The organism is Pedobacter gandavensis (genome assembly GCF_032678465.1).
GTDB classification, from domain to species: Bacteria; Bacteroidota; Bacteroidia; order Sphingobacteriales; family Sphingobacteriaceae; genus Pedobacter; species Pedobacter gandavensis_B.
Genome location: NZ_JAVTSK010000006.1, coordinates 221,539 through 245,845, shown reverse-complemented (window position 1 = coordinate 245,845; position 24,307 = coordinate 221,539). Strand labels below are relative to the sequence as shown.

Sequence of the window (24,307 nt, the reverse complement as noted above, 5' to 3'; positions counted from 1 at the left end):
GCATCAGATACGGTAGAAACTTCTTCAACTTTATGAAGGCTAAACGCATACCTAAAGTCAAAAGCTTTAAATAGTAATCTCAATTAGACTGATCAGATTACACATATTCCAAAGGCCTCAGCGCATCCGTATCGACTTTCCCTACTAATTCGCCAGCGTGGGCGACGTATTGCATGATGCTAGGATGATCCGTAGCTTCCCTGCTGGCTGCGTTCGGATTGATAAATACATAATTCAATGCCGAGGGTTGTAATACACTATGATCCAATCGGCCTTCATTCAAAGGCACACTTTGCATAAAGTGAGTTTCATTTTGGGCGCCGCTACTTTGCGGACTTAAAGTCCTGCCATTTGACGAATGGCCACCCATAGAAGGAGATGAATAGGGCTCCATTTCGGATGCATAATTTGTATCGCCAAAATAGCTTGTTACTATAACCGGACTTGAATTATCACGCTCATTTCTGGCATAATTCTGGAATGACGCATGCGTTTTGCTCCGGTCAACTCCGGTTTTGATAAATTCATTGGGAATATGAACAACGAGCGACCTGTACTTCAGGCCATCTGAGGTAGCGTAATTCACGCCTACTGCATTTATTTCTTTACCACCATCATGTATGATCTTTTCTTTAGAAAAACTGTATACACTTGTCATATCGTCCCTTACGTAAACACTCATGCTCTGTTTATTGTCATTAGAACCTTTCGTATTCTTACCCTGTATATAAGTAATGTGAGTATAAGGAACATCTATGAGATCATCTCCAACTTTGGTCTTCACAGAAAGGGAAGACATTTCTTCTTTACCCTCAATTACGGCAATGACATGTGGGCTTGTTTTATTTTCCAGTAAGGCCTGTACCTGGGCTTGAAAATCAGTACCTAAATCAGTTCTGGATTGGAGCGAAAGTAATTTTGTTGCATCTTCATCACTAATCTCTTTCTTCGAGCTCATGGTGGCGAGTTCTGAAGGTTCGTCATTCATTCTGTCCTTCCACTTTATTCCGAAATTTTCAAAGGCTTCTCGTGAAAAAACAGCGATCACGCTGAAGTCTTTCATTTCTGTTCTACTCAACGCCGTACTGCTAGTATTCCTTTCCGAAATTGCCAATGGCAATCCTTGCCTATCAATGCTGTTCGAACGCGTTAACCGCGGCGCCCGATCAGTCTGCTCTTGATGCAAATGTTCATCTGGTATTAATTCTGCTTTCTCAATACCTTGGTTTGGAACAAGCAAAGCAGAATAGGTATTTGCCGCCGCTTGTAATTGCTTAGCTTTTTGTACCTGTGGGCTGTTGTTTGCTATTTCTTGTACCTGCATTTGTGCAACATTCACTGGGTGGCGATCTGTTAAACTCAAATCAACTGCACTAGTTTTCCTTTTTTTGGTAAATGTATGGGATACTACTTGAATTCTATTTTCCTCTGTTTTCTCGACGTACGAATTCATTGTTTACTTTTTAAAAGTTTCTAATTAGACGGGAATAAGATTTCAATGCCTAAACTATATATAGACCAGCTCCTGCAAAACCCTGGAGCAGAATTATAGCACAAATCATGATTAAAACTTTACAAGAACAACCTCATCCTGAACTGATCAGGGTTCGGTTCTCCTTTTTAAACTCTCTTTTAATCCCTGTCAACAACTCTTGTAGGCTAACTACGGTATCATTTCTACGGACAACCTCCAAAGCACAAAATCGCAAAACATTGATAATAGCACCGCCCGTTAACTGATATTCTTCAGCAATGGCATTTAGGTCTATCTTTTCATCCAGCCTACAAATACCGGAAAAAGCTTTCTGCCAAAGTGCATAGCGCTCCTCAGTAGATGGCATCGTAAAATGAATGATCGATTGAAATCTTCTTGCAAAAGCTTCATCCATATTCGCCTTGAGGTTAGTAGCCAGAATCACTACGCCTGGAAAATCCTCAATCCGTTGCAATAGATAAGCCGTTTGCTGGTTGGCATGCCTATCATTTGCAGAATCTGCTGTGCTTCGCTTTCCAAATAAAGCATCTGCTTCGTCAAAAAACAAAATCCAATTTTGATCACTGGCTAGATCAAAAATCCTGGAGAGGTTCTTTTCCGTTTCACCAATATATTTGGAAACAATCAATGACAAGTCTATTTTGTATGTCCTACGACCAGTTGTTTTACCAATCAGTGTTGCCGTTAAGGTTTTACCAGTACCTGGTGGCCCATAAAACAAGGCCCGGTATCCTGGCTTAAGTTGCTTATTTAACCCCCAATCTTTCATAAGGATATCTCCATACTTTAGCCAGGAAGTGATTTCGTTCAACTGTTCTAACACCAAACGATCGAGTACGATGTCTTCCCATTCCATCGCAGTGTCAATCTGCTGCGCAGGAAATGAAGCACTATTCTGCTCCATTTGCCTTTCTCCACTGAGGAAATAATCAAACCAGCTCCTGCTTAATATCAACTGCCCATTAAACCAGGGTAAATTAGGCGCAGTTTCAGCAAGACTAAGTACCCCCTCTTTGATCAGAATACTTCCATTCCCCAATAAATCCATGACTAGATAGCGAAGCTCCGGACGATGGATGGTCATCAAAAAACATAGGGTGTTACCAGTAGGTAAAAAGCCGTTGTGCTCTTTGGCAACCAATCCTCCAAACTCGGTAAAACTACGGTCCTGCAATTGGTTTTTGGTAAAAAAAAGATCCAGGGTATGCGGACAAAGGTGCGGCGCCATGCTTAACGCAATCGCCAGTCTCGAATATATATCCAGCTCCCATTTCCTAACCAAATCCGCATATGGACAATCAACCAAAGACAAATCCGGTAACGGAATAGCTGTCCATTGTTTTTCATGCCCTTCCTGTAAAAAATAACTAATCATGCATTGTTTAATCACCGCTGATAACCAGTCCATCTCATGCCTCAGTACCGATAGTGCTATATTATTCCCCATCAGCTGAAAATAGTTTTTCTACTTCCTCAAGACTCGCATCTACCCATTTAAAATAAAGAAGTGCCGTGTTGGGGTTGAGCACATTTGGAGGAAGTAAATCCATGGTATTCAGCTCCGAAATACCCCCCATACCTGTCCGATAATGTTGATCGTAATGAAAATTATAGGCATAAAATCTCCTTGCCCATTCATTATGATCCTGCCACTCCAACATCAAATCACTTACTAAGTTTTCTAACTTTTCTTCCCTCATCACCAATTTCTTCGCTTTGAAAAAGGAAGATTTTCTCAGTTCCTCTCTTTGATAGAATTCAATGTCTCTGGACTGTATTGTTCTTGAAGACTGCTGACCAAACAAGTCCACCAATCCAAAATTCTCCATATCTGTAGCAATTTCCAGCTCAGCCTGACTTGCGCCGGCAATAGCCAATGTCCAACCTGCGGCAGTTGCCGTTTCAGTAACTATATATACTTCTCTGAACGAATAAAAAGTTTGCGTCATCCTAATGATCAGCGTCTGTTGTATATCATTCCAGTTAAGAATTCTGACCGATTCCGGCTCGCTGGCCTTGAAAATAAAACTACCCCTTGCAGCAAAAGCCAGGATTTGCTTGCTAAATTCAAATTCTCCTGCAATAGGCCCTAGACCGCTTCCACGGCCAGAATAAGGTTTGCTTAGCCCATCACTAAAGTTCCATCCTGCCGGGTTTAGCTGATGGTGATAGCCGATTTCAACGTCATGAGCTTCAATCACCTGTTTCCTGAAAATATTCCCAAGAACAATCATCTGACCATTCCTGATCTGGAAAAAATCTCCCGGATAAACAGTCTGACCGAATGGTGCTACAGGGATAAAACCATTTGTACGCTTGTAGAAGTTCCGGTAAAAATTCCTATACACATTTTCCATATGCAAAAATTAAGAGCTTAAATCCACCGTACCTATACCATAGAAACGGTGGACAATAATTTATTCAATTTAAGAAGCTAAAGCTGCCGCATTGGCTGCCGCTAAACCAGATTGTAATGATTTAAGTTTCACTTGTGCGGTATTGAGCTGTGCCTTAGCTGCGCCCAATTGTTTGCTCGTTCTGAAATTGGCTGCTTCTATTAAAGTATAGTTTACACTAGCATCCTTATACGCCTGATAAAAAATACTTTGTAATGAGTTTGGATTCCCCTCTTTAAAAGATCCTGTAAGCAGTTTAGTTAAGGCGATAGATTGCGTATACGCTAACCCTATTGCCGTTTCAGCTTCCATCTCTGTCGCTTGTGCCAGAAAGGAGCTTTGAAGCGAGATTAGCGTTACCGCTACTGCATTGTTCGCATCTGTCCCTGCCGTGCTAATCATACTCACCAGCTCGTCAGAAATCAGCGGATTCATCGCCTTTTTCCTCAGCACCAAAGTTGCCAGTTTATTGATTACATCCGCAGTATAGATCAATTTACTCATCACCGAATTGACGTTAACGGTTAAGGTTTTCATCGCCAAATTAGCCTTAGACATTTCATTAAAGGCGATATCAGAATTCCTTTGAAGGTCTGCAGCACTTAATACCAGCTGATCAACCAGCATTTTGTTCGTATAAGCCTGAGTTTTATTATTAGTAGCGGTAGCGAAAAAGCCCTGCAGGTCAGTAGATTTTGTGGTTAAAGAATTCACAATAGATTGGTATTGTGCCACCTTTTCCTGCGCATTTGTGACCTGTATCGTTAAAGCATCCAATTCATTTTTTTTGAATTCAGTAATACCATGTCGCTTATGGCGCTCCTGGATAATTGATGTATATCTCATTGTTTGAGGGGATTTCATAATGTAAATTATTGAATAATAAAAGTTTAAACTGGAAAATAATCGGTATCAGCCATCACTGATAAGACATTCACAAAAGCAGCTTCATTTTCCGCTGCTGCCTTGGAATAAGAAAGAACTACCGGCAGGTATTTTTCATTATCATTTAACCGGTTGCCGAAGTTATCAGTCGTGTCTGGCCCAAAAAAGGCAATCCATTGCGTCGGATCACTATCTTTCCCTACAGGCACCTTCTTAGCCACAGTATAACTATCTGCATAAACCTGCTCGGCGATCGCCACATTAAAAAGGAAGCCTGGTTTGGCAGAGGCTACCGTTGGTACCAATTCCGAGTTTTCAGTTTCTTGTTCTTTTAAGAATTTCAGCAGATTAATCTTGCCATCCTGATCTTTCTTCAATCCCTTTAATTGAGACTGTTTAGCCTTTTGCTCTGCTTTTAAAGCGTCAATCCTGGCTGTAGTTTCCTCTCTAAGTGCTCCAGAACCTGCTAAATTATCCAGTACCTTAGCCAGGGCATCATATTCTTTATTCAACAAATCCAACTTAAGTTCTTCCGTATAAATCTCCTCCTCCAACCGGGTAATCTCAGGATCAAACTGAGCTTCAGCAACCTCCATTCTTGCAATTTCATTCTGGATTAAAAAGTTAAGTGACTCAACAGTCAGTAATTTATCAGAAACATCTAGACTAAAAGGCAACAACATACACCTGTATTCCAGCGCTATATCTGAATTTTCTTTGCTTTGAAACTTCATTACATAATTGTAATTAATCAGTGTATCTCCATCCGTAGCGTCAACAATATTATTAAGCTGCTCGGCTCTAAACTCTTCTTCCAGTTTGCTTTCCTCATCCGTCAAATCGCCTTTAACATAAGGCTTCACCGTTATCGCCTGACCAGGAATAGATTCCAATCTGGTTGCTAAGGTAAATGGTTGAGATGGCGCGGATAAATAATCGTCGTAACTACCGGTCTTTCTCTTATATTCATCGCTAAAAACGGCCAGAACAAAAACCACATAGCTTTTCCCTAATTCAATAGGATCATTGTCCGAATCTACCGAGACTACAACTTCCTTACTTTCTGAAAGGCTGCTGTATACATTTACCACCTGTCTGATGTGGTGATTATCTGTAGGCGCTAAACCAATCACCTCTCCTCCTTTCGTTAACAATAAGTTCTCTGCATTAGAGATCGAGAAGGTTTGCTTTTTCCGATCTTTAACCACGATAATCGAATACTTCGCTACCGGAAACATCGGACTTTGATGTGATTTTTCTATTGGAAATGGGTTCTTAATGGTGTTAAAATCAACCGTAAATTCAAGTGCATCATTTTTGGAGGTGGTCACAGTCAAATCAAGATTTAGTTCTCTATTGGTCAAAGCATATGCTGAAGTAGTCGCATGATAAGCAATACTGACCATTTCCAGCGAGCCTTCATCCAATTTTTCCGTAGACCTAACTGTAGAAACTAAAGTACTGTCTGTCACAATTGCTTGTGAAGATGCATCAAAATCAGCAGTGCTGATTTTTAACACAGAACTCATCAATGAGCTGGTCGCTTTAGCCATATCAAGTACGGTTGAACTGGAAACCTCTGCAGTAAACATCGACGCTTCCATCGCCTTTTGTGAAGCCAGTTCTGCATCGTAGGCAGTTTCATTCATTAACTCAGCAGCATCACGCGCCAGCAAATAAATGTCGCTGTCAAAATCTGCGGCATTCACAATGCTATAAATGCTACTTATATCACTCGCCAAACGAACAATAGCATTTGCAGAAATCTGAACATTAGCAGCACAAACCGCTACGTTGGTGGTCGACTGCTTAACATATTGGTTAGCCTGAGTAACACAATTGAGTAGATTGGTGGTCGCATTGCTGGCTTTTACCGTCTCAGTCTGTGTGATAGATTTAGATTTAAAGATGTCTTTTGCCGCAGCCAGGTTCTGTTCTGCCGTGATGACTGCACCTTCCGAGTGATAGAGCGTAAACATCGCTGCATTTACCTGCGACTCCAGACTTTGTTCCTCAGTATCCAGGCTCTGTAAAGAGCTTACGATAGCGGAATGTAGGTTTTCATTGTAAGAGTTCATAATTTAGGTCTTAGTTCATTAAATTGATTTATACTGATTTCTTCTTTTTCATTCTAATAAGGCCAGATCACATGAAGCGGTTTATCCATCCAGGAGTACCTGATCACTGAAAATGAAAATGGTGATTTCTGAATCAACAGGTCATATGCCCGTTTCTCCACGATCAGCTCCCAACGGTCTTCTTTCTCTATAAGCAGGCCATCTCTAACCAGCCAGTTTCCTCTAAATCCATCTACTGAACTTTTTCCAATGGATGGCCAATGGCTTAAAGCTGCCATAATTAGACCTTCTATTAACTCTTGCTGAACTTTAGACATATGGATGCCTTCCGGTACCGGTTGTGATAAAGCTACACCGCATAGTACCTTATTGAGTGGCAAAAAGAATTCTTCCGTATGACTTTGCCCAGTCACCAAATATTGTAGATAATGTACTGCGGTTACCTGGCTTTCGGTATTACAAAAATCCCCACCCTGAACCAGCTCCAAACGAGTTAAAAGCAAAGAGATATAATTATTGAGCAAGACCAGGCCAGCATTTTTAACAGGTATAGGCTCTTTAATAAGGTCATTTTTTCCTATAACAGGCAGCCCTACTTTTGGAAGCGTTTTTTTTGATCCGGAACCTTGATCAGATGGAGCAGCTAAACGATCCTGAGTCTGGAGGGATTCTAAGGTCAGCTGTAACACGGGAGGTAACATCCTATTTTGAACATTCATACCCCTAAGAAAGTCCGTTTTAGATACCCCTTTTTTACTACATACTTCCCATATCATTTCATTCCAAATATTTTCCGCAGCAATCAATTTCCAATTACCTGAAGTCCAGGCTCTGATCACCTTTTTAAACAATAGCAACTGCATTTCTCCAGAAGAAATTCCGCTTAATGAAACTAAACCCAATACATAATAAAATTGTCCTAAAACCGACAAAATAGGTTGAGGAGCTTGATGCTGACTGCCAATCATCTTCAGTAGTCTTTCAAAGTTGATCTGCTGGTAGAGCCAAAGTAATTGGGGTTCCGCAATCACCTCCTTTTTTACAAAATCGAGAAACTGCTCAGGTTGAAGCAGCATCTCATCCAACCATTCTTTTGTTTTCTGTAATTCCTTTCTCCCCGTTTTTTTCTGATTTATACTCCGGTGAATACCATCAGCAAGGTTGATAAAGGTATGTTTTTTACCTGAAACAGCCTCTGGAAGAAACAATTCAAGACTTTGTTGATAAGGTGTCGTTTTTAGTGCTTCCATAAAGACTTTTGGTTGGAATATGAAGTAATTTTCTAATATATTTTTCAGGGTTTCAAAGCGCTTTCGATTTTTGCCACCTCCTCTTACCTGCAAGTGAAACTGCTCCATCAACTGATGCAGGTGCTTTTTAAACTGAGGACCAGGCATCTTCGAAATCTCCATCTTAAACACACTAACCAGCGTACGGTAAATTGTGGTATAACGTAATATTTTTATGGAGCTGGGGATTTCTGCGACCAATAACTGGTCTAACAAAACCATGGTAGAGCGTTGTTTTTTCTGAGCTAAAACAGCAACCAGTACATGAACAAAGGCAGTCTCATTAAAAGACTCATTTTTATGCGCCAGCAGAAAAATCAAGCCTGTATGCCAAAGCGCGTTCCGCTCCGAAGCCTGCATAACGGATCCCAGTAAACGGTTCAAAAAGAAGATACTCTCCGTTAGAATAACGGACCTGTTGTCGTTAAGGGTACTAAACATCATTTTCAGGCTATGGTCCGACAAATCGTTGATCAATATCAACCAAAATTCAGCACGGTTTTCAAAAGCTACCATCAGAGTTCTGAAACGTACTCGATCCTGATTCGAAAGCACAGCAACCAGGTCATTAAACCGCACCACATTTCCTGCATTCCTTCTCAGGGTTTGATCTAGAAATAACGTTTCCAATGCCAACCAATGATCCTCCACTTCCTCCGCCGGACTGACCTTCTTTTTTTTGTAAGCCCTATTTTCTTTAGATAGGAGTTGCAGGGTAATGATAAAATCGGGTTGCAGACTCAAACTGCTGCTGAGTTTTGAAACAGAAAGTTCAATGAGCTCAAACAGCTGATCGTATTTCATATTGTAATGAGCTGCCATTTGAATGATATTGCTTTTCATAAACTGGATCCTGTTAAATACAGTTCCACGTTCTGTGAGCAAGTAGTTCAATACCCAAAACCATACATTTTTTTTAAAATCAGTAGTACTACTAACCTGTACCACCCTTTCCATTTGCTGAATTTTAGTCAGTTCATTTGAAAACAGAATAATCTGCCCAGCCACATTGGGTTCAATGGCGGTGATAATTCTGATCATATTCGGTTCGTTGAACTGCCAGGCCATCCGTCGCCTAACCTGTAGGGCATTTAACCCTGATTCCTTTAACATGAACAGTAACTCCTCCTGATTATTCTGCAACTGTACAGTCAGGATCTGATTCACAGAACCATCGTTAGCCTGATAATTCCAGGGCAATAAACCATGCCATAAGAAATACCGGATCAACTGTATATGGGATCTTTTTTCATCCAGAATCTCTATATCGCTACCATATTGATGTGAATAGAGCATCAAGGAAATGAGCTTTTCGTTCAATTGCTGACGAAGTTTAATGGTCAGTTCCGTTTCCAGATGATCAAAGTCTATTGTCCCCAGATCCAATTCTAAAGACTGGATCCTCCAGGTTTGTTCCGGCGGACAAAATTTATCAAAAACAGCGCTTAGTTCCTGCTGCATCTGGAAGCCAGTCCAGTCGCTTAGCCGCTCTTGAAGTGCCACACCCTGGGCCTTATTATCAAATAAAGTATCCCACCTTAACCTGGATATGAGATGATGACTATTTTGACGCATAACTTTCTTGATGAATTTGATGAATAACGCTAAGAAGATCAGCAGCATTAGGCAAGGAATTTTCCGTAACTCCGCTGCGCTTTGAATGGATCAGGCTGTTGTGCCATTCCGCATAAGCAATGATCAGTATCTCTAACACACTAGGAATCAAAAAATAACAGCAATAAGAAACCTGTACGGGCATCGTCTCCTCCATAAACAAGGTTAGTCTTTCCATAAATGCCTCAGTCTGCAGTTGCGGAATAAATGCTGGAAAAATCAGCATCACCTGTGCTATACCCGATGGAATTTCATGGTCCGGAAATAACAGCCCCGTTTCAATAACCAGCAGACCTCTACGCTCCATGATCATCCACATGGCTAACTTTAAATCTCTGGCCCTGCTTAATTTTTCAAGATAGTTTGCAATAAAATCACGATATAAAGTTTTCAATCCAAAAAGCAAGCTCAGCTTCAACTCCAAAGCACAGTAATTGACAAAGGCATCCGCTGTTAGTTCCTCCATCCGATCCACTTTCTCCGAATCAAATATAAAATCATGAGTATTGCTGCCCATAATCTGGCGCTCAAAGTCATGCGGAACATCACTAAAATAGGCAGCTATTTTTTTTGCTTCGACATAGTTGTAGGCCTTAGTTCTGAAATAAGAAAACAAGCCTAAATTCTGCAAATAAATACTTTTAAAAATCAGTTGATCCTTTATACTTTCTCCAACATAATAAGACCCCTGAAGAATGGTATTGATCAAAAGAGGTGATTCTCCATGGCGTGCGAGCAAATGATCCAACATGTTATTTCTCCTGGTCAGGTTACTCTGATCCTCGACCATAATGTCCATTAATCCTTTTATATAGGCATTATATGGATCTTGTTTATAGGCTATCCAACTCTGATATTCCCGTTCTTTTTCGCTTTCATTACTCCTGCTGAAATTGTAAATATCATTGTCTTTGAGTATAGGTCTAATGTGTGGAACTGAATATAGCGACTGATAAAAGTAGGTAGCTGTAAATGCAAGATAAGGAACCGGATATTCGGATGGTGTTTGTTCCGGCCGACTTATATTGTCATAAAAAGTCGACTGGTCGGATGGTGTTCCAGTAACTGCATTTTTAAAAGAAAACAAGGTTCCCAGATTCGCCAACTGGGCAAATTGATTGGCCAGAACCTGATCAAACAAGGTCAAATACCCCTTCAGCTGTCGCGATTGCGCAATTTGAAAATCTGTAGCACAATCTACCGTTGTGTCTTCTCCTACAGCAAAGATTTCCGGAAAGGTATTTTGAATAGAATAATAGGAATTGATATCCCTGAATTTCCCTTTTGGCAAACTTGTGCGGACATTTGCTGCTGCTCCAAATATCGGCCCTGGGTCCATTGCTTTTTGTCGGCTGACAGAAAGAGAGCGTAAATGACTGGCTGTGTTCAGCTTTTTCTCTTTGCAATAAATATCCAGACCAGCCCCTAAAGAGGCTATCCAATCAATCCGCAACAATTGAGTACTGCTCGTTTGAATTTCTTGTACTAAGGGATGTTGAGCAAACAATAAATTGCGAACTTCAATTACCCCAGGAACGCTCAGGATTTGTTGTTTCAATCTGATCAATTGCAACTCGTCTTTCTTTTCCCCTAATGCGGAAGTGGGAATCCAGCCATGCTGTAATAAGGGACCATTAAAAATCTCATCCGCTGGGATGCCCTCAAGCGTCAACGTATCATAACCCAAAGGCTCAACCGATGGAAATATAGCCTGTTGAACCTGCTGTTGCAATGCGATCAATATCCTGTTGAGCTGTGCTTCATCATTGATTTCTATTCTACCTGCAATAGTATACAAATCATCCTCCAGACAAACCGGGAGCAAAAAGCGCTCTCCCAGATTTCTCCATTTGTTCAGGTAAACATAGGCAGACTTGCAAAGCATTTCCCGCTCTTCTGCGGTCAGCGAAGGATAAGGCATAAGATAAACCTGATAGATACCGTTTCCACTACCATTCGGACATGGTAGGGCAAGAATCACTGCATTAGCTAGCCCAGACAAGCCATCAATAAGGCATTTCCGATAATCATCTATAGTGACGGGGGTAGTCGTCAAGATTTCTTCCGGTAAATAGAACTGATCCTTCAGTATTAAATCTCCTTTTGGCCCGGTCAAAATATCGGCGACTGAAAAATCAGTACAATAACCGAGTTCAGAGAGCGCATAACAAACCTGCTCCAGGATAGTTACCCCAGGATCAACATTATTCAGATTACTCCATTCCTGTCCGCTATGCATCTGGATATAAGCAAGTCCCATATCCTTCAATGCACGGTAATCCTGATTGACTGGCAAGGGATGATCAACAATCACATGATTTATACTCATTTAGCAGAAGGATTAAGGCTGATCTCATGGATCATATTAGAAATAAACAATGCTGATTTAATCAAGGGCGTAACTAATGGTATGGCTTCCAGGTTTTCCGGAATTTCAGTAAAATCCGAATGATACATCCAGGTTTTAAAACACACCCTCTCTACAGCCTCCACTCCCTCTATCGTTTTGATAAAAGAAGCTATTTGCACATCACTAATGTCCTCATAAATGGTAACCTGTAGTCCAGGGTCTCTAATCCATGGAGAGAGATAAATATTCAATGCCTGCATTACCTGCTGCTGAACCAAGGAAAATTCATAACCTGGCTGAATACTGATGGTCGCATAAACTACTACCTTCTGAAATTCAGGATTCATTACCCGCAGCAATGAAAAAGCGGAAGTTCTTTTTTGTAAAAACAACTTTATTTGCGCTTCCTCATCAACACTAAGCATTGGAATAAAGGCATGTGCTACCGTCCAGTGATCTACAGACTTTACGACATATACATTTGTCGTTTTTTGAAGCGGATTGAAATTAACAACCGCATCAAAAACGACCTCAAATCCCTGTTTAATCAACACCACATAATCAGTTGCACTGACTGCCCGATCTTTTGTTTTCAAGCGGTGACTAACCCTCCTGTTCATTGTCCTGAAATCTTCTGCTGCCCTTTTACCAAAGGAAGGAAAAGGTTGTATAATGCTACTGATTTTCGAAAATGGCATTTTTGTCCGGGTAATTGTCCCCGCAGGGATATTGGGTTGAGCAGCCATATCTGGATCAGCAGTTGCACGTTGTACGCTTATCCCATTGGTACTTAATAAAACCGTGGCGGCCACATGGGAAATGTCGTTGGCAACAATGGCGATCCAATAGCAACCTTTAGGCATTAGCGAACTTTCTAAACTGATGTCTGCGGGAATGTTTAAACTGACTATTCCTGATGAACTCAGGTTATGGGTGCCATCAGACAATACAGCCAGCGCTGCCCAACCTTCATTACCTAAATAATAGTACTCCACCTGAGGCAATTCAACATTTCCGCTGACATGCGTTCTGGCCAGCTCAAAATAAATATTAAAGCTGCTAGCAGGGATCAAATTATCTATGGCCAAATAAAGAAAACCATCATAATTAAAGGAGGCATACAAGGGGATACCTGATGCATCGCTTATCACACTTCCCGAATCACCAATCGTATCCTTTTGTGCTGGAACCTCATTCAAATTATCATAAACCAAATAATTTGTAAAAGGGGTATATAAAAACGCCTGTACAGGGTACGAGTCGATGGTATCCACAAGCCCTGTTTCCTGATTAAATACATACTGAGCCGAAGCGGCATAGCATCCGGTAAAGCTTTTTAATTTCGGCGTATAAGGCAACTGTGCCTGCTCAAAAAAGGGCTGATCTTCGTTATTGTATAGGATCTGCGAATTACATAAAGTAACTGCCGATACTACATTGGGATAAATTGTAGTTCCAAAACCATAGTCGGGACCAGTCAGCTCCATCTTTAGGAAGCCCCCGGTACTAGTCTCCGTAAATTTCATGGGCTGATTTTGCAAGAAAGGATCACATGCATTAAGCGGAATCGCATTGGAACTATAAGTACTCTGGCTACTAAGGCCTTCGCCATCCGGACTAAAAAGCAAATTTGAATCAAATGCAACTGACTCCCAGTTCTTTTCATCCAACACCTGAAAGTCGACCACAAAACAAGTATTATTATAAGGTTTATTCACTATGTCAGTCGCCGGCACCTCTGTATTCTTGTTGCTAAAAATATTCTTCAACCAACAGGAATCCGGCGTTTTTGTAACGGTAAGTCCTTTATTCAGGTATAAATTATAAGCCTGGTAATAGATGGAGAAATCTGGCGGCTGTGGCAGTGTAGCCCAATTCAACTCGATATTTAAAGATTCCACAGGTTTACTAAAGATCTCGTTACTGCCCAGTATAAAATTACTCCCTTTTTCAGGCGTAGGCCCGAATAGTGGATAGCTTACTTTACTGCTCAATGCACCGTAATCATTATACAATTGAAAGGTTTCCATATCGGTAACACTGACCTCGATTTTCATGGCCTGTAATACCGGAACGGCCACCTTTGGTTCAGTAACCTGATTAAAAATCAGTTTAAACATCGGCCAGGAACTGTCAATGCCATCCGGATGCTCCAAAAACCGTTCAATTGCCGGATCTGTACTTTTTAACGCAATCGTAATAATGATCCCAGACAGATCAGTTGTTTCTTCAAGTGTAAGTTCCGCAGTTACCTCTAACCAATCAGTTGTTGTACTCAGGTAGCACTGTGCACCCTGTATCATGTTCAAATTTACTGTGCCGGTATAATTCAGACAGATTTTAATATTCCTTGTTCCCTCTCTCAGTAACAGCATTGGCGAAGCAAACGCAATACCTAGTGGCTTTTGAGCGGCAGGATCAGGCTCATGGCTACCCATTGTATTCCAACTCATAATCTTCCCTTCTTCATCTTTTTGTAGTACACCTGGATCACTGATGCTTAATAATTGAAGAATGGAAAGCTCATTTGAGGCCGGTACTCTCGACAAGGTATAGGCCATAGGGATGGCTGCCGGATTCAGAACCACCTCTTCAGTACTTTCAAATAGAATCGGATGCCGCTCTGCATCTAATCCTGCATCAAAAAGTGTAGCCACAGGCAAACTAACAAGCGCATCTTTGGCGGTCAAAGTAGCCACTAAATAAGCACGATCTGCAACGGCCTTCCGTTCAGTCTGCATTAGAACATCCCTGTAGTAAAAACGGAGATGATGATCTGCAATTCCATTTAACTGAGCTTGCTGAACCTTTAGCAGATGAATAAAGCTGCGTAATAGCGTAGTATCAGGAAAGCTGCTTTTTAACTTCAGCAACCGGCTATACTCTATTTTGGCCTGTGTAATAATTACTTTTAAAAAATTAAACAAAGCCTCAGCTACATGGCTTAAGGCCTTAAAAATATCATTAATGGAATTATCTTTAATAGAGGTTAATCCCAAGAGTTCCCAATAGTGTCCACTATATGCGCCTTCCCTCCAGATCCTTGACTTGTAACCTGAGAATTCCTCAAGCACAGCAGGATCTACGGAAGCAAAACCAACAATCAGCCCAGACCTGAACAGCTCCTTACGTAAAGAAAGAATGGCTTGTAGCTCATTTCCAAAAGTAGTCCTGATCTGCGTCGCCACATAGGTTTTAAGTGGATAGTCGACTTTCGAGTTCGCCATGTAATTGTACCACTGTTTGATCTTAAGAAAGTTGTTAATCAGCTGATCAAAAAGTTGATTAAAAGAGTGTGCCAAATCCTCATTTCCCCCACCTATTCCTAAAAGCTGTTCCAGTTTATAGCAGGTATTCAAATAAAGCGCATACATTTTTGTATAATTGGCTCCAGAAATCGCTGCCATCAAAAAAACAGGATCCTTTAACAAAAAGGGCTCCCAGCTCCCATTCAGCGAATTATCCAGGTCATAGAAATTAATCAACGTAGCAAACTCCGACAAAAACCGAAGCCAGTCTTCCTCCGTTCTCCCATCAATCAGGGCAGCGTCTGGTGTAAGTGCGTCATAAAGCGAATTTAATAGACTATGCTGATTAACGAACTTCATATGCTCAAATTAAATTAGTTCCCTCATTGATATAAAAGGGAAAAACATAGTTGTGCCTGGTATTGGTAAGGTTGTAGAAATAACTCAGTAAGATTTCTACAACCCCACCTCTTACATCTCTAAACTGTACATCAACAGCGGTTACTGTAATTCTAGGTTCATTATACATCAAGGCATAAGTTACCGCTTCCGCGATCTCACCCTTTAACGTTTCATCCATTTTTTTGAAGAGAAACTGCTGTAAGCCTCCTCCAAAACCTCCCTCCATACAGCGTTCTCCATTCCTGGTCTGCAGAATAATATCAATCGATTCATTGATATTTTCTTCGTAAGCACTGAGGTTCAATTGATGATTTCCGATAGAAAAGGTGACTGGAAAAGCCCATCCTGATCCTAGAAAATGATGATCTGCTTTACTTAATTCTTTTTCCATATTTCTTTTGATGACTAACCACCTATCTGGACATTTAATGCGCCAACCATAATAACCCCTCCATGGGCAGTTGAATCCCCCATTCTTGCTGCCGGCATTCCGCCAATCAACACCGTTGCAGAACCCTTTACAATGCTATCCGGAGGTCCCACACACATGAGCATATCACCTACTGTTGCGGCAGGAAGACCTCCAATTAATACGGTCGGTTGGCCAGGCCCTATAACTGGTCCCCCAACATGTGGTGTTGGCACTGGACCTGGATTTACCATAGGGCAAACATGAAAATCAGTTAATCTTGCTGCTGGTGGCATATAGTTGTTTTTTTAATTAATCATGATCATTGCACTTTTCAGGCTCATCTCCATCCCACTCTTAATCTGAACAGTCATCGATCCCTCCGCAGAAAATTGACTTTCCGCTTCCTGTTTAATATTGATTCCAGTTAGTGCCACATCTCCTGCAGAAGCCTGAATCACCACGCCTTGTGTTCCACTAAGGGTAATTCTCTGATCTGCATGGATATTGATATTCTGGGAGCTCTTCATGCTAATCCCTGAAGAAGACATTTCAATACTGTTCGAATGCTCATCTTTAATCGTAATTATTTTATCCTTATCACTAAAGATCATGGTGTTTTTATCTGGCGTCGCGATGGTCAGCACTTTGTTCTCATCATCAAATTCAATATTGAGCTTTGACCTGGAGACAATGGCTTTAATTGTGTTTTTTTCGTTCGGGGTTAGCCCTTGATAAGGTTGTATCTTTGTATTGCTATACATGCTACCCAGGATGACTGGACTACGTGGGTCTTCATTTAAAAATCCGAGTACGACTTCATCTCCCACTTCAGGCAGGAAAAATGCACCTGCACCACTGGTAGAATAAAAATTGGCAAGCCTTGCCCAAATCCCCTCACCACCCTGGTCGAACATGGGTACATCCACCAAAATTCTGAACTGCGAATCCGGATCATCATACATCTTTTTAACTGTTCCATTGAATAAACCACGTACCCCGGGCAACGTTCCTGAAGCAGGAGGAGCCATCACATCAGGTTCTTCAATGAACCAAACTGGCGAAAGTCCTACAGAAACCTCAGTAATCCAGTTTCCATCAGACAAGTCATGTGTCACACCAGAAATCAGGTAATTGCCATTAAACCGTCCTCCCAATCCATTAAGGTTAATATATTTACCGGGATCGACCAAATTGTTACCCTGGAATTTCGCTTCTCCCTGTATCTTTGCATATTCAGTTTTGAGCATTTGTGCTTTTGCCCAATTGGAAAGCTCATCTGTTTCAATAGGTGCTGTGGTCTGTAAGTCGTATTCCTTCAAACCGACCACCTCAGACAATGTTTTCGAAGAAATATTTCCCGGACCTGCATAATCATTTGGAGCCGTAGCACTTGCCACCACCTGGTTTTTATAATCCCAGGAGCTGGCTTTCACACTTTCTAATTGAGTTATCGCATTCATATCCGCCCTAAACTCCATCAGTCCGCTACCATATCCAATGCTCATTACAGGATCAGCATTCGCTCCAGGCTCGAACACAGAAACCTTCCCGTTGAGGGTGGTTACAATCAGCCCGTTCATTTCTGAAAGCGAAAGGATAAAATCCCAATCGGTGACATAAAACTGCACTTGTTCCGGCCATACCGTAGTGGTGCCCGTAACTTCTGAAGACAATCCGTTATAACTGTTAATGATGGAAGTGATGACATCACTATCCTTTTTTTGTGCAAAAGTCAGACTCTTCCTACCCACAATCATTTTGATCGCTTCATCCCTGCACTCTACCTCTAATGCAGAGCCAATAACATTGTCGATGTGAATAGATTGTCTGGTAATGATCCCTTTAAATATCACCACATTGTCCGAATCATAACCTGCTTCAATACTAATCAGGTTACCCGGCACAAAAATATCTGAAGAACTGGCCTCAAATGTACCTGTATTCGGCTCTCCATCCAGGATCACGATCTTTGCCGAGGAGATGCGGTTTACGCTTTTCTCTATATGAACAGAAAGTATACTCACTTCATCGGGAATGGTGCTCCCGGCTACTTTTATGGAATATGTGGCCAGACTGCCATTAGGGATATTTGTGGATGATGATGCCATTATGTTGTGGGTATAATAGGGGGAAAAATCAGTTTCTCAACCCCCTTCAAGTTCCTGAACTTATTGAGGTCATTGTAACGCGCAACCTGGATATAATATGCTTCTTTATTCCAGATCTTCTCGCACAATTCCGGTAGACTGACCCCTTCTACGACCGTCACAAGGTGACTGATATCCGGGGATTCATCCTGGTCTTGTATCTTTACAGTTTGAGGAGCAATATACTGCCCAAATCCCAGAGAGATCTTTGCCCTTAAAGGACTCCCATCTGGTCTGAACAAAGTATAGGAGATGTCAAAAGAAGTTAGCACACCATTAAAAACCAAATCCTTACCCCATTGCACCTTAACAAAATTAGGCCGATGGATGGTCCCGTTATAGGTGAAAATAATGTTCTCTAAAGTGCTGATTTCTGTGGCCATATTGATCCGCTTTGGATCTACAATTCCGGTACAATCAATCACGATATCAAAGTTCAACTTATCACTTGGCGTACTTTTATAACGCTGAGAAGGAGAACTCGAATCCGGTGCCTGTTGCTGATTGTAGTCGATGCTCCGCTGCCATTTAATCGACTCTGGATTGAGCATCATCAGGTACGGAGCTCCTGGAAAACGTTTGGTAAACTGTTCATTCGTGTAACCGGTGATCTTCATTGGTTCCAGGCTTCCCATATGTTTTTACTTATCGTTTATAACTAGTTTTTTTTGTCCGTTCGGCAATAAATCTTTTACATTCTTCCAGTACCTGTTTCTTCAGCTGCCGGAGTTCTTCTTCATTAATTCCAGATTCATAATTTCGATCACGAACGGAAATTTCTGTTTTGATAATGAGTTCTCTGATTTCAATAGCCATAAGCCTTAGTCATATAAATTAGAAATATTAGTACTTTCTGAGATCTCGAAATAAGTATAGGCCAACTCCATAGACTCGATGACGATGGTGTTCTCCTGTGATTTTAAATCTGATACCGAATATTTAATGGGATAAGCTTTATGAAAAGTCCACATCACTAAAACATCACCACTGGCGTCCAAAAGACTCACCGAAATATCATTCGTCTGAATGGCCGGCCCAAGTCCACCATCCATACAGGTGATGCACCAATCCACAAGGGCGGAACCTCCTGGAACCAATGCTCTTTTAAGCACCAGATTCTGACTGGAGGAGGTATTGGGGAGCCTGTATTTAAACCGGTTCTCCCCACCACATACCACTTCTTCAACACCCAATTCTTTAGAAATTCCAGATACCTCCTGAAAAGCGGCATCCTCCCCTTTTAAAGAGAGCATGAAGTAAAATCCTAATGGATAATTATTACTGGCCATTCGTAATGGTTAATTGTTCATGCGCAATTTCGAGGGTGTCAATGGCGACCTCATTTCCTTCAGATTTCAAATCAGTACTGCTAATTTTTGTAGGCCATGCATTATCAAGCTGCCATTGCATGGTGACATTACCACTTTCATCCAGTAATTTGATCAGTACCGTTCTTCTTTTGATCAGGTTCATCTTGATCTCAGCATGCCAGTCCCAAAAGACATTGTCGTTCACAAAAATACCACGTTTCATGGTCACATTACCATATTTCACCAAGCCAGGCATTTTCTCCGGAGAGAAAAGCGGACTATTGCTTTTACGGTATTCTATCACCTGATTCTCGACATCCATTCCAGATACCTCCTGAAATCCTACGCCTTTTAATTCTGTTCCAAGGTCCACCTCAAATCTAAATTTGGGCATAGGCCATGTTGCGCCTTGTGCGCTTCCATCATCTGCCATAATATTGTGTTTTAAAAATTATAATGAATAAATCTATTAACTCGAAACTGGCATTTCCTGTTGGAAAGTAAGCACGATAAACTCCGCCGGACGAACCACGGCAACTTTTACCGTTACATTCATAAAGCCATTCAGGATATCATCAGAGGTCATAGTGGTTCCCAAACCACATTGTACAGAAAACGCATCTGCAGCGGAAGCACCCTGTAGCCCACCTTCCTTCCAAATGGTATTCAGAAAACTGCTGATCATGGCCTTCACTGCTTCCCAGGTATTCTTTACATTGGGTTGAAAAACATAAGATTGTGAAGCTAGTTTACAAGATTGCTCTATCATGATCATCGTTCTTCTCACCGAAATATACCTCCAGTCCTGACTATTACCATCCAATGTTCTTGCGCCCCATACCAGGATACCAATTCCATTAAAAAACCGAATCGCATTAATAGATTTACCAGAAACGGGATCTACGTTGAGGTTTCCCTGCTGACTCTCTGATAAATTAATCGGTAAAGATACCGCGCCAACAATAGAAGTGTTTGCAGGTGCCTGCCATACGCCTTCCTGATTGTCTACAGTAGTCATCACACCCGCCATACCAGCACTTGCCGGAAGAATATTGGCTTCTGCCAACACATTTTTCAGGATACTTGCATAAACGGCACTCGCATTAATCAAGGAATTATTGTATTGTGTCACCGTTAAAGGCACACCTCCTGGAGGATTTTTAATATTATGGAGGATCGTAGCCGCTGTTGGATTCGGATTAGATGGTGGATTGATTAATGGATCTAAAAAGTCTACATCACCACCAAAAAGATTGGTATAATTAATATCCGTACTCTCCATGATAGTGGTTCCTATAAAGGGGTAATAAGCCGTTCCATAATCCAATCCCTGCTGACCAGTGGACTCCCTGAAAGCATCAATGTCATCAGAATAGGTTAATGGATTGGGATTCCGGCCACCAATCAGATCAAATACACAGATCGCCGTTTGCATAGTCTGACTTTGCAACAACATCGTGGTCATCAATGTCGAATTCTCCGCAGGGGAAAGTAAGGTCGCTTCAGGGCAGATGTACATGGTGGGTTCCTGTTCATTCAGCAACAAGGCAAGACCATCTGTAAGCTGGGTCAACATTACATTGAGATTAATGATCTGCTCTCCAACACCCATTGCCTGCGCAGATGCCGGCCCATATGTCCCTACCGAAACAATATAAGCCTCTCCTCCTCCATTTTGATAAAACAGTTCAATACTGTTGTACATATAATAGATGGTATTGGGATCCGGCAAAATGGAATAATAAGACCCATTAATAATCATGTAACTGTTGTCCGTTGGCTTAGCTTTCTGCTGCACCAGATAATATTCCGGGCTGTACTGAATGGCCGGACTAGCTGGTGGGGCAGGATTTGGATAACAATAAATTGACTGGAATTCGGCAAAAGAAGTGATTCTATGTGCCACATTCGTATACGATTTCCCATTGTATTCCGCCTGGGGAGTATAACCTATAAATGCCGGAACAGCAGTAGCTACAGAGACTACGCTATTGGGAAAGGCATTTTGTTCGTTGATGTAAACACCGGGTGACTTAATGTTGGATTCAATCATGACTTATTTTTTAGCTTTTATTGGTTTATAAATAAACATACATTGGTGAAGAAAGGTGGCCGTTCGTTTTATCCATTACCTGTCCTATCCATTCTGGAATCGGCGTTGGTAGTCCTTTTATAATAATCTGTGGCGATAAACCCGTACCATCGCCAGAAACCGGACTGTTCATTAAATCAAATCTGTGTATACCTGCCTCGCTTAATGGAATAAAATTATTTCCTGATGAGAATAAAATTGCGGCCTCTCCAGCTGCAGTCTGCACATTCTCAGGTCCTTCAAAATCAATATTTCCCTTTCCTGAAATGCTCAGTCCATCGTAAGAAACTGAGCTCCTGTTGATTACAAAATATTGCCATTGGGTAGCCCTTGCCATATATTTTATCTCAAAATTGGCAAAGCCAGTTTGATCGCTGAACTTCAATATATCAGCAAAACGAAGTGTTACTTTACCCATGCATAATGTCCCTGCGTTTCCAGACAGTTGCTGATTCAGATATATCTGCTGATCGACTACCGTACTATTGTTACTGTCGTATAAGAGCTGCCCAACCCAGTTGGGCGGTAGTTCTGTAAAAAAGTTAAAGTCAGGATTATTGCTTCTGATTTGAAAACAAAAAGAATCCTGTCCCGTAGAACTTTCAATATAGCTCAACAAAGCTTCTGTTAATTGTCCCCCCTGAACATAGAAGCCAATCCCATTAATCTGCTTTCTTATTAGGAAACGAAATCTCTTCATTAACTGCTCAGTTGCAGCTTCTGCATTAAACTCCAGGCAACGGCAAATGCCTTTCTGAAAATAGGAATGAAACACATCCAACTGAAAGAGACGTTGATACTTTTCTATCATTGTGTGACCTGATTATCTATTGTAGAAATAGCGCCGACATATCCTTCAGACTCAAAGCCCTGAATCGTTAATAGCCTCATTTTGTAAATTACAGATGGTTGATAGTTAGCTCCCATCGCCGACCAAAGATTATTCATCTGCTGGTAACTGAGTTTTTCAATATCAAATTCCAATTTCTCAAGCCCCGCCGGAAAAGAGGAAGAGGTGTTTACAGATAAGGAGTTATTGAGTTGGAAAAAGAGAATCACTGCATTCAGGAATTTAAGCGTTTCACTGTAATCATCGAAATTAGCACTTAGCAAAATATCCAGATTGAACCTTTCAGCAGGATTGACATTCACAAAACTCCCATTGCTTAGCGAATGATTTCTGATATGATAGGCTTTAGTCGTTTCCTTTTCTAAATTAATCAATGAAATAATTACTTTATTCTGGTTAATTGATGGAACCTGCCCGTTACTGTCAATCAGCTTGTTCATCACTACCTTAGTTTCATCCAAACCAAAGCGGTTTCTTAGAAACTGATTGAGTGTATCACTTGTAAATTGCAATGCTTTGTTTATCATATTTAAAACTTTAGCCTGAATATTTCAGCTCAGTTAAGGGTGACAACCTCGGTTGAACAGCTTATCTAAAATTAGGCAGTTGCTTTTTAAAAAAAGAAGTTGCAGCATACACTTTTCATGTACAGCAACCCTGAACTGGAAGAAATGACGTAGACAAATCGTAGACTTATACCGGTGCTAATTTATGCTGGTCTACCGTTCTAAGATAAGTCAGCAGATCTTGTTCTCTGCTCAATGACATCTTCTTTTTTAGCCTGTACTTATGGGTTCGTACACTCTCCTGGTTAATTCCCAACAGGTTTTTGATATCGTCATTACTCATGTTCATTTTAAGATAGCAACAATACTTGAGGTCGGTTGAAGTTAAAGAAGGATAGTTGCTCGTTAACTGTAATAGAAAGCCTGGATTGATCTGTTCAAAGTATAGTTTAAAATTATCCCAGAGCCTATGATCATTTGCTGATATTTTGATGGAGTTAACAATAGATATAAGTTGAGTCCTCGTCCGATCGTCTACATTCGGATACAGCTCCCCTATTCGTTCTTTTACTTTTAAAAGTACCTCTACCTTCTGATCGAGTTCCATCACATACCTGCTCAAATTTCTGGTATGGTCAGTCCCGACAGTGGCAATGGCCGCATTGGCAAGGCCCATGCTCTGCTGTGGGATTATCTGTTCTTTTGTCATCAATAAAATAGAGCTTACCCTTGAACTTAGGTAGTTAGTCTGTTGAAGATATTCCAACTGGCAGGTAAAAACACTATTGTTTTGATGCCAATTCAGACTTTCATTTTCAAATCGATTGGTAAGACACAGTATCGGAATTATTGGCTGTACAGTTAAAAGTCGGAGCTCGTTAAGTACATATTGATTATTTCGAAAAGATAAAATGATCAGATCCGGTTTCAATGTACTGAGCATACTTTTTAAACTAGAAGCCATTGTAGCAGAAATGATATGATAAGTAAAGGGTCCGGTTTCTTTCAATTTATCAAATAACACCAATAAACTCGCGGTATTATCGTATCCTACAAGTACTAGCTTCTGTATTAACATATTATGTGTGTTCTTATCTATTAACATCATCTGGCGTTTTTTTTTAAACAAAAAAAACATTTTTCAACATTTAGTTTATATAATTCTACTTATAAGAATCAAACAGCTGCCTCAACTATTTTTAAAACTATTAGTTATAATCAAATGTCTATAAA

General features: G+C 40.9%; 19 protein-coding genes. All 19 read right to left on the bottom strand.

Annotated features, from left to right (window positions below):
• Positions 1 to 97 precede the first annotated feature (97 nt).
• Positions 98 to 1,453, bottom strand: coding sequence for a hypothetical protein (locus R2Q94_RS13135; RefSeq protein ID WP_316821924.1), 1,356 nt, complete (start codon positions 1,451 to 1,453; stop codon positions 98 to 100).
• A gap of 133 nt (positions 1,454 to 1,586) precedes the next feature.
• Complete coding sequence (locus tag R2Q94_RS13130; RefSeq protein ID WP_316821923.1) at positions 1,587 to 2,942, bottom strand: ATP-binding protein; 1,356 nt, start codon at positions 2,940 to 2,942, stop codon at positions 1,587 to 1,589.
• Positions 2,932 to 3,852 carry a hypothetical protein gene (locus R2Q94_RS13125; protein WP_316821922.1) on the bottom strand — a complete coding sequence of 307 codons (921 nt, stop codon included), beginning with the start codon at positions 3,850 to 3,852 and terminating at the stop codon, positions 2,932 to 2,934. Before R2Q94_RS13125 ends, R2Q94_RS13130 begins: the two co-directional genes overlap by 11 nt.
• Positions 3,853 to 3,921: 69 nt before the next feature.
• Positions 3,922 to 4,737, bottom strand: a complete 816-nt coding sequence (locus R2Q94_RS13120; RefSeq protein ID WP_316821921.1) for a hypothetical protein — start codon at positions 4,735 to 4,737, stop codon at positions 3,922 to 3,924.
• Positions 4,738 to 4,781: 44 nt separating this feature from the next.
• Entirely contained in the window at positions 4,782 to 6,854 is a 2,073-nt protein-coding gene (locus tag R2Q94_RS13115) for a hypothetical protein (RefSeq protein ID WP_316821920.1), read from the bottom strand.
• 53 nt (positions 6,855 to 6,907) lie between these two features.
• Complete coding sequence (locus tag R2Q94_RS13110; RefSeq protein ID WP_316821919.1) at positions 6,908 to 9,766, bottom strand: contractile injection system tape measure protein; 2,859 nt, start codon at positions 9,764 to 9,766, stop codon at positions 6,908 to 6,910.
• The gene (locus tag R2Q94_RS13105) at positions 9,705 to 12,086 is read right to left on the bottom strand and encodes a hypothetical protein (protein WP_316821918.1); all 2,382 of its coding nucleotides are present in this window, start codon (positions 12,084 to 12,086) and stop codon (positions 9,705 to 9,707) included. Before R2Q94_RS13105 ends, R2Q94_RS13110 begins: the two co-directional genes overlap by 62 nt.
• Positions 12,083 to 15,715 carry a hypothetical protein gene (locus R2Q94_RS13100; RefSeq protein WP_316821917.1) on the bottom strand — a complete coding sequence of 1,211 codons (3,633 nt, stop codon included), beginning with the start codon at positions 15,713 to 15,715 and terminating at the stop codon, positions 12,083 to 12,085. Before R2Q94_RS13100 ends, R2Q94_RS13105 begins: the two co-directional genes overlap by 4 nt.
• 4 nt (positions 15,716 to 15,719) lie before the next feature.
• Positions 15,720 to 16,148, bottom strand: a complete 429-nt coding sequence (locus R2Q94_RS13095; protein WP_316821916.1) for a GPW/gp25 family protein — start codon at positions 16,146 to 16,148, stop codon at positions 15,720 to 15,722.
• A gap of 14 nt (positions 16,149 to 16,162) precedes the next feature.
• Positions 16,163 to 16,462, bottom strand: a complete 300-nt coding sequence (locus tag R2Q94_RS13090) for a PAAR domain-containing protein (RefSeq protein WP_316821915.1) — start codon at positions 16,460 to 16,462, stop codon at positions 16,163 to 16,165.
• Positions 16,463 to 16,474: 12 nt separating this feature from the next.
• Entirely contained in the window at positions 16,475 to 18,277 is a 1,803-nt protein-coding gene (vgrG, locus tag R2Q94_RS13085) for a type VI secretion system tip protein VgrG (protein ID WP_316821914.1), read from the bottom strand.
• Entirely contained in the window at positions 18,277 to 18,951 is a 675-nt protein-coding gene (locus R2Q94_RS13080) for a hypothetical protein (protein ID WP_316821913.1), read from the bottom strand. The genes vgrG and R2Q94_RS13080 overlap by 1 nt, the downstream gene beginning before the upstream one ends.
• Before the next feature lie 10 nt (positions 18,952 to 18,961).
• Positions 18,962 to 19,132 carry a DUF5908 family protein gene (locus R2Q94_RS13075; protein ID WP_316821912.1) on the bottom strand — a complete coding sequence of 57 codons (171 nt, stop codon included), beginning with the start codon at positions 19,130 to 19,132 and terminating at the stop codon, positions 18,962 to 18,964.
• A 5-nt stretch (positions 19,133 to 19,137) separates the two neighbouring features.
• Complete coding sequence (locus tag R2Q94_RS13070) at positions 19,138 to 19,605, bottom strand: phage tail protein (protein ID WP_316821911.1); 468 nt, start codon at positions 19,603 to 19,605, stop codon at positions 19,138 to 19,140.
• On the bottom strand, positions 19,595 to 20,059 hold the full coding sequence (locus R2Q94_RS13065; RefSeq protein WP_316821910.1) for a phage tail protein: 465 nt from the start codon (positions 20,057 to 20,059) through the stop codon (positions 19,595 to 19,597). Before R2Q94_RS13065 ends, R2Q94_RS13070 begins: the two co-directional genes overlap by 11 nt.
• Positions 20,060 to 20,095: 36 nt before the next feature.
• Positions 20,096 to 21,679 (bottom strand): phage tail sheath family protein, encoded by a 1,584-nt coding sequence (locus tag R2Q94_RS13060; RefSeq protein WP_316821909.1) that lies wholly within the window; start codon positions 21,677 to 21,679, stop codon positions 20,096 to 20,098.
• A gap of 25 nt (positions 21,680 to 21,704) precedes the next feature.
• Entirely contained in the window at positions 21,705 to 22,529 is an 825-nt protein-coding gene (locus R2Q94_RS13055) for a hypothetical protein (protein ID WP_316821908.1), read from the bottom strand.
• The gene (locus tag R2Q94_RS13050) at positions 22,526 to 23,095 is read right to left on the bottom strand and encodes a DUF4255 domain-containing protein (protein WP_316821907.1); all 570 of its coding nucleotides are present in this window, start codon (positions 23,093 to 23,095) and stop codon (positions 22,526 to 22,528) included. Before R2Q94_RS13050 ends, R2Q94_RS13055 begins: the two co-directional genes overlap by 4 nt.
• A gap of 166 nt (positions 23,096 to 23,261) precedes the next feature.
• Positions 23,262 to 24,182 carry a hypothetical protein gene (locus tag R2Q94_RS13045; protein ID WP_316821906.1) on the bottom strand — a complete coding sequence of 307 codons (921 nt, stop codon included), beginning with the start codon at positions 24,180 to 24,182 and terminating at the stop codon, positions 23,262 to 23,264.
• Between the last annotated feature and the right edge of the window lie 125 nt (positions 24,183 to 24,307).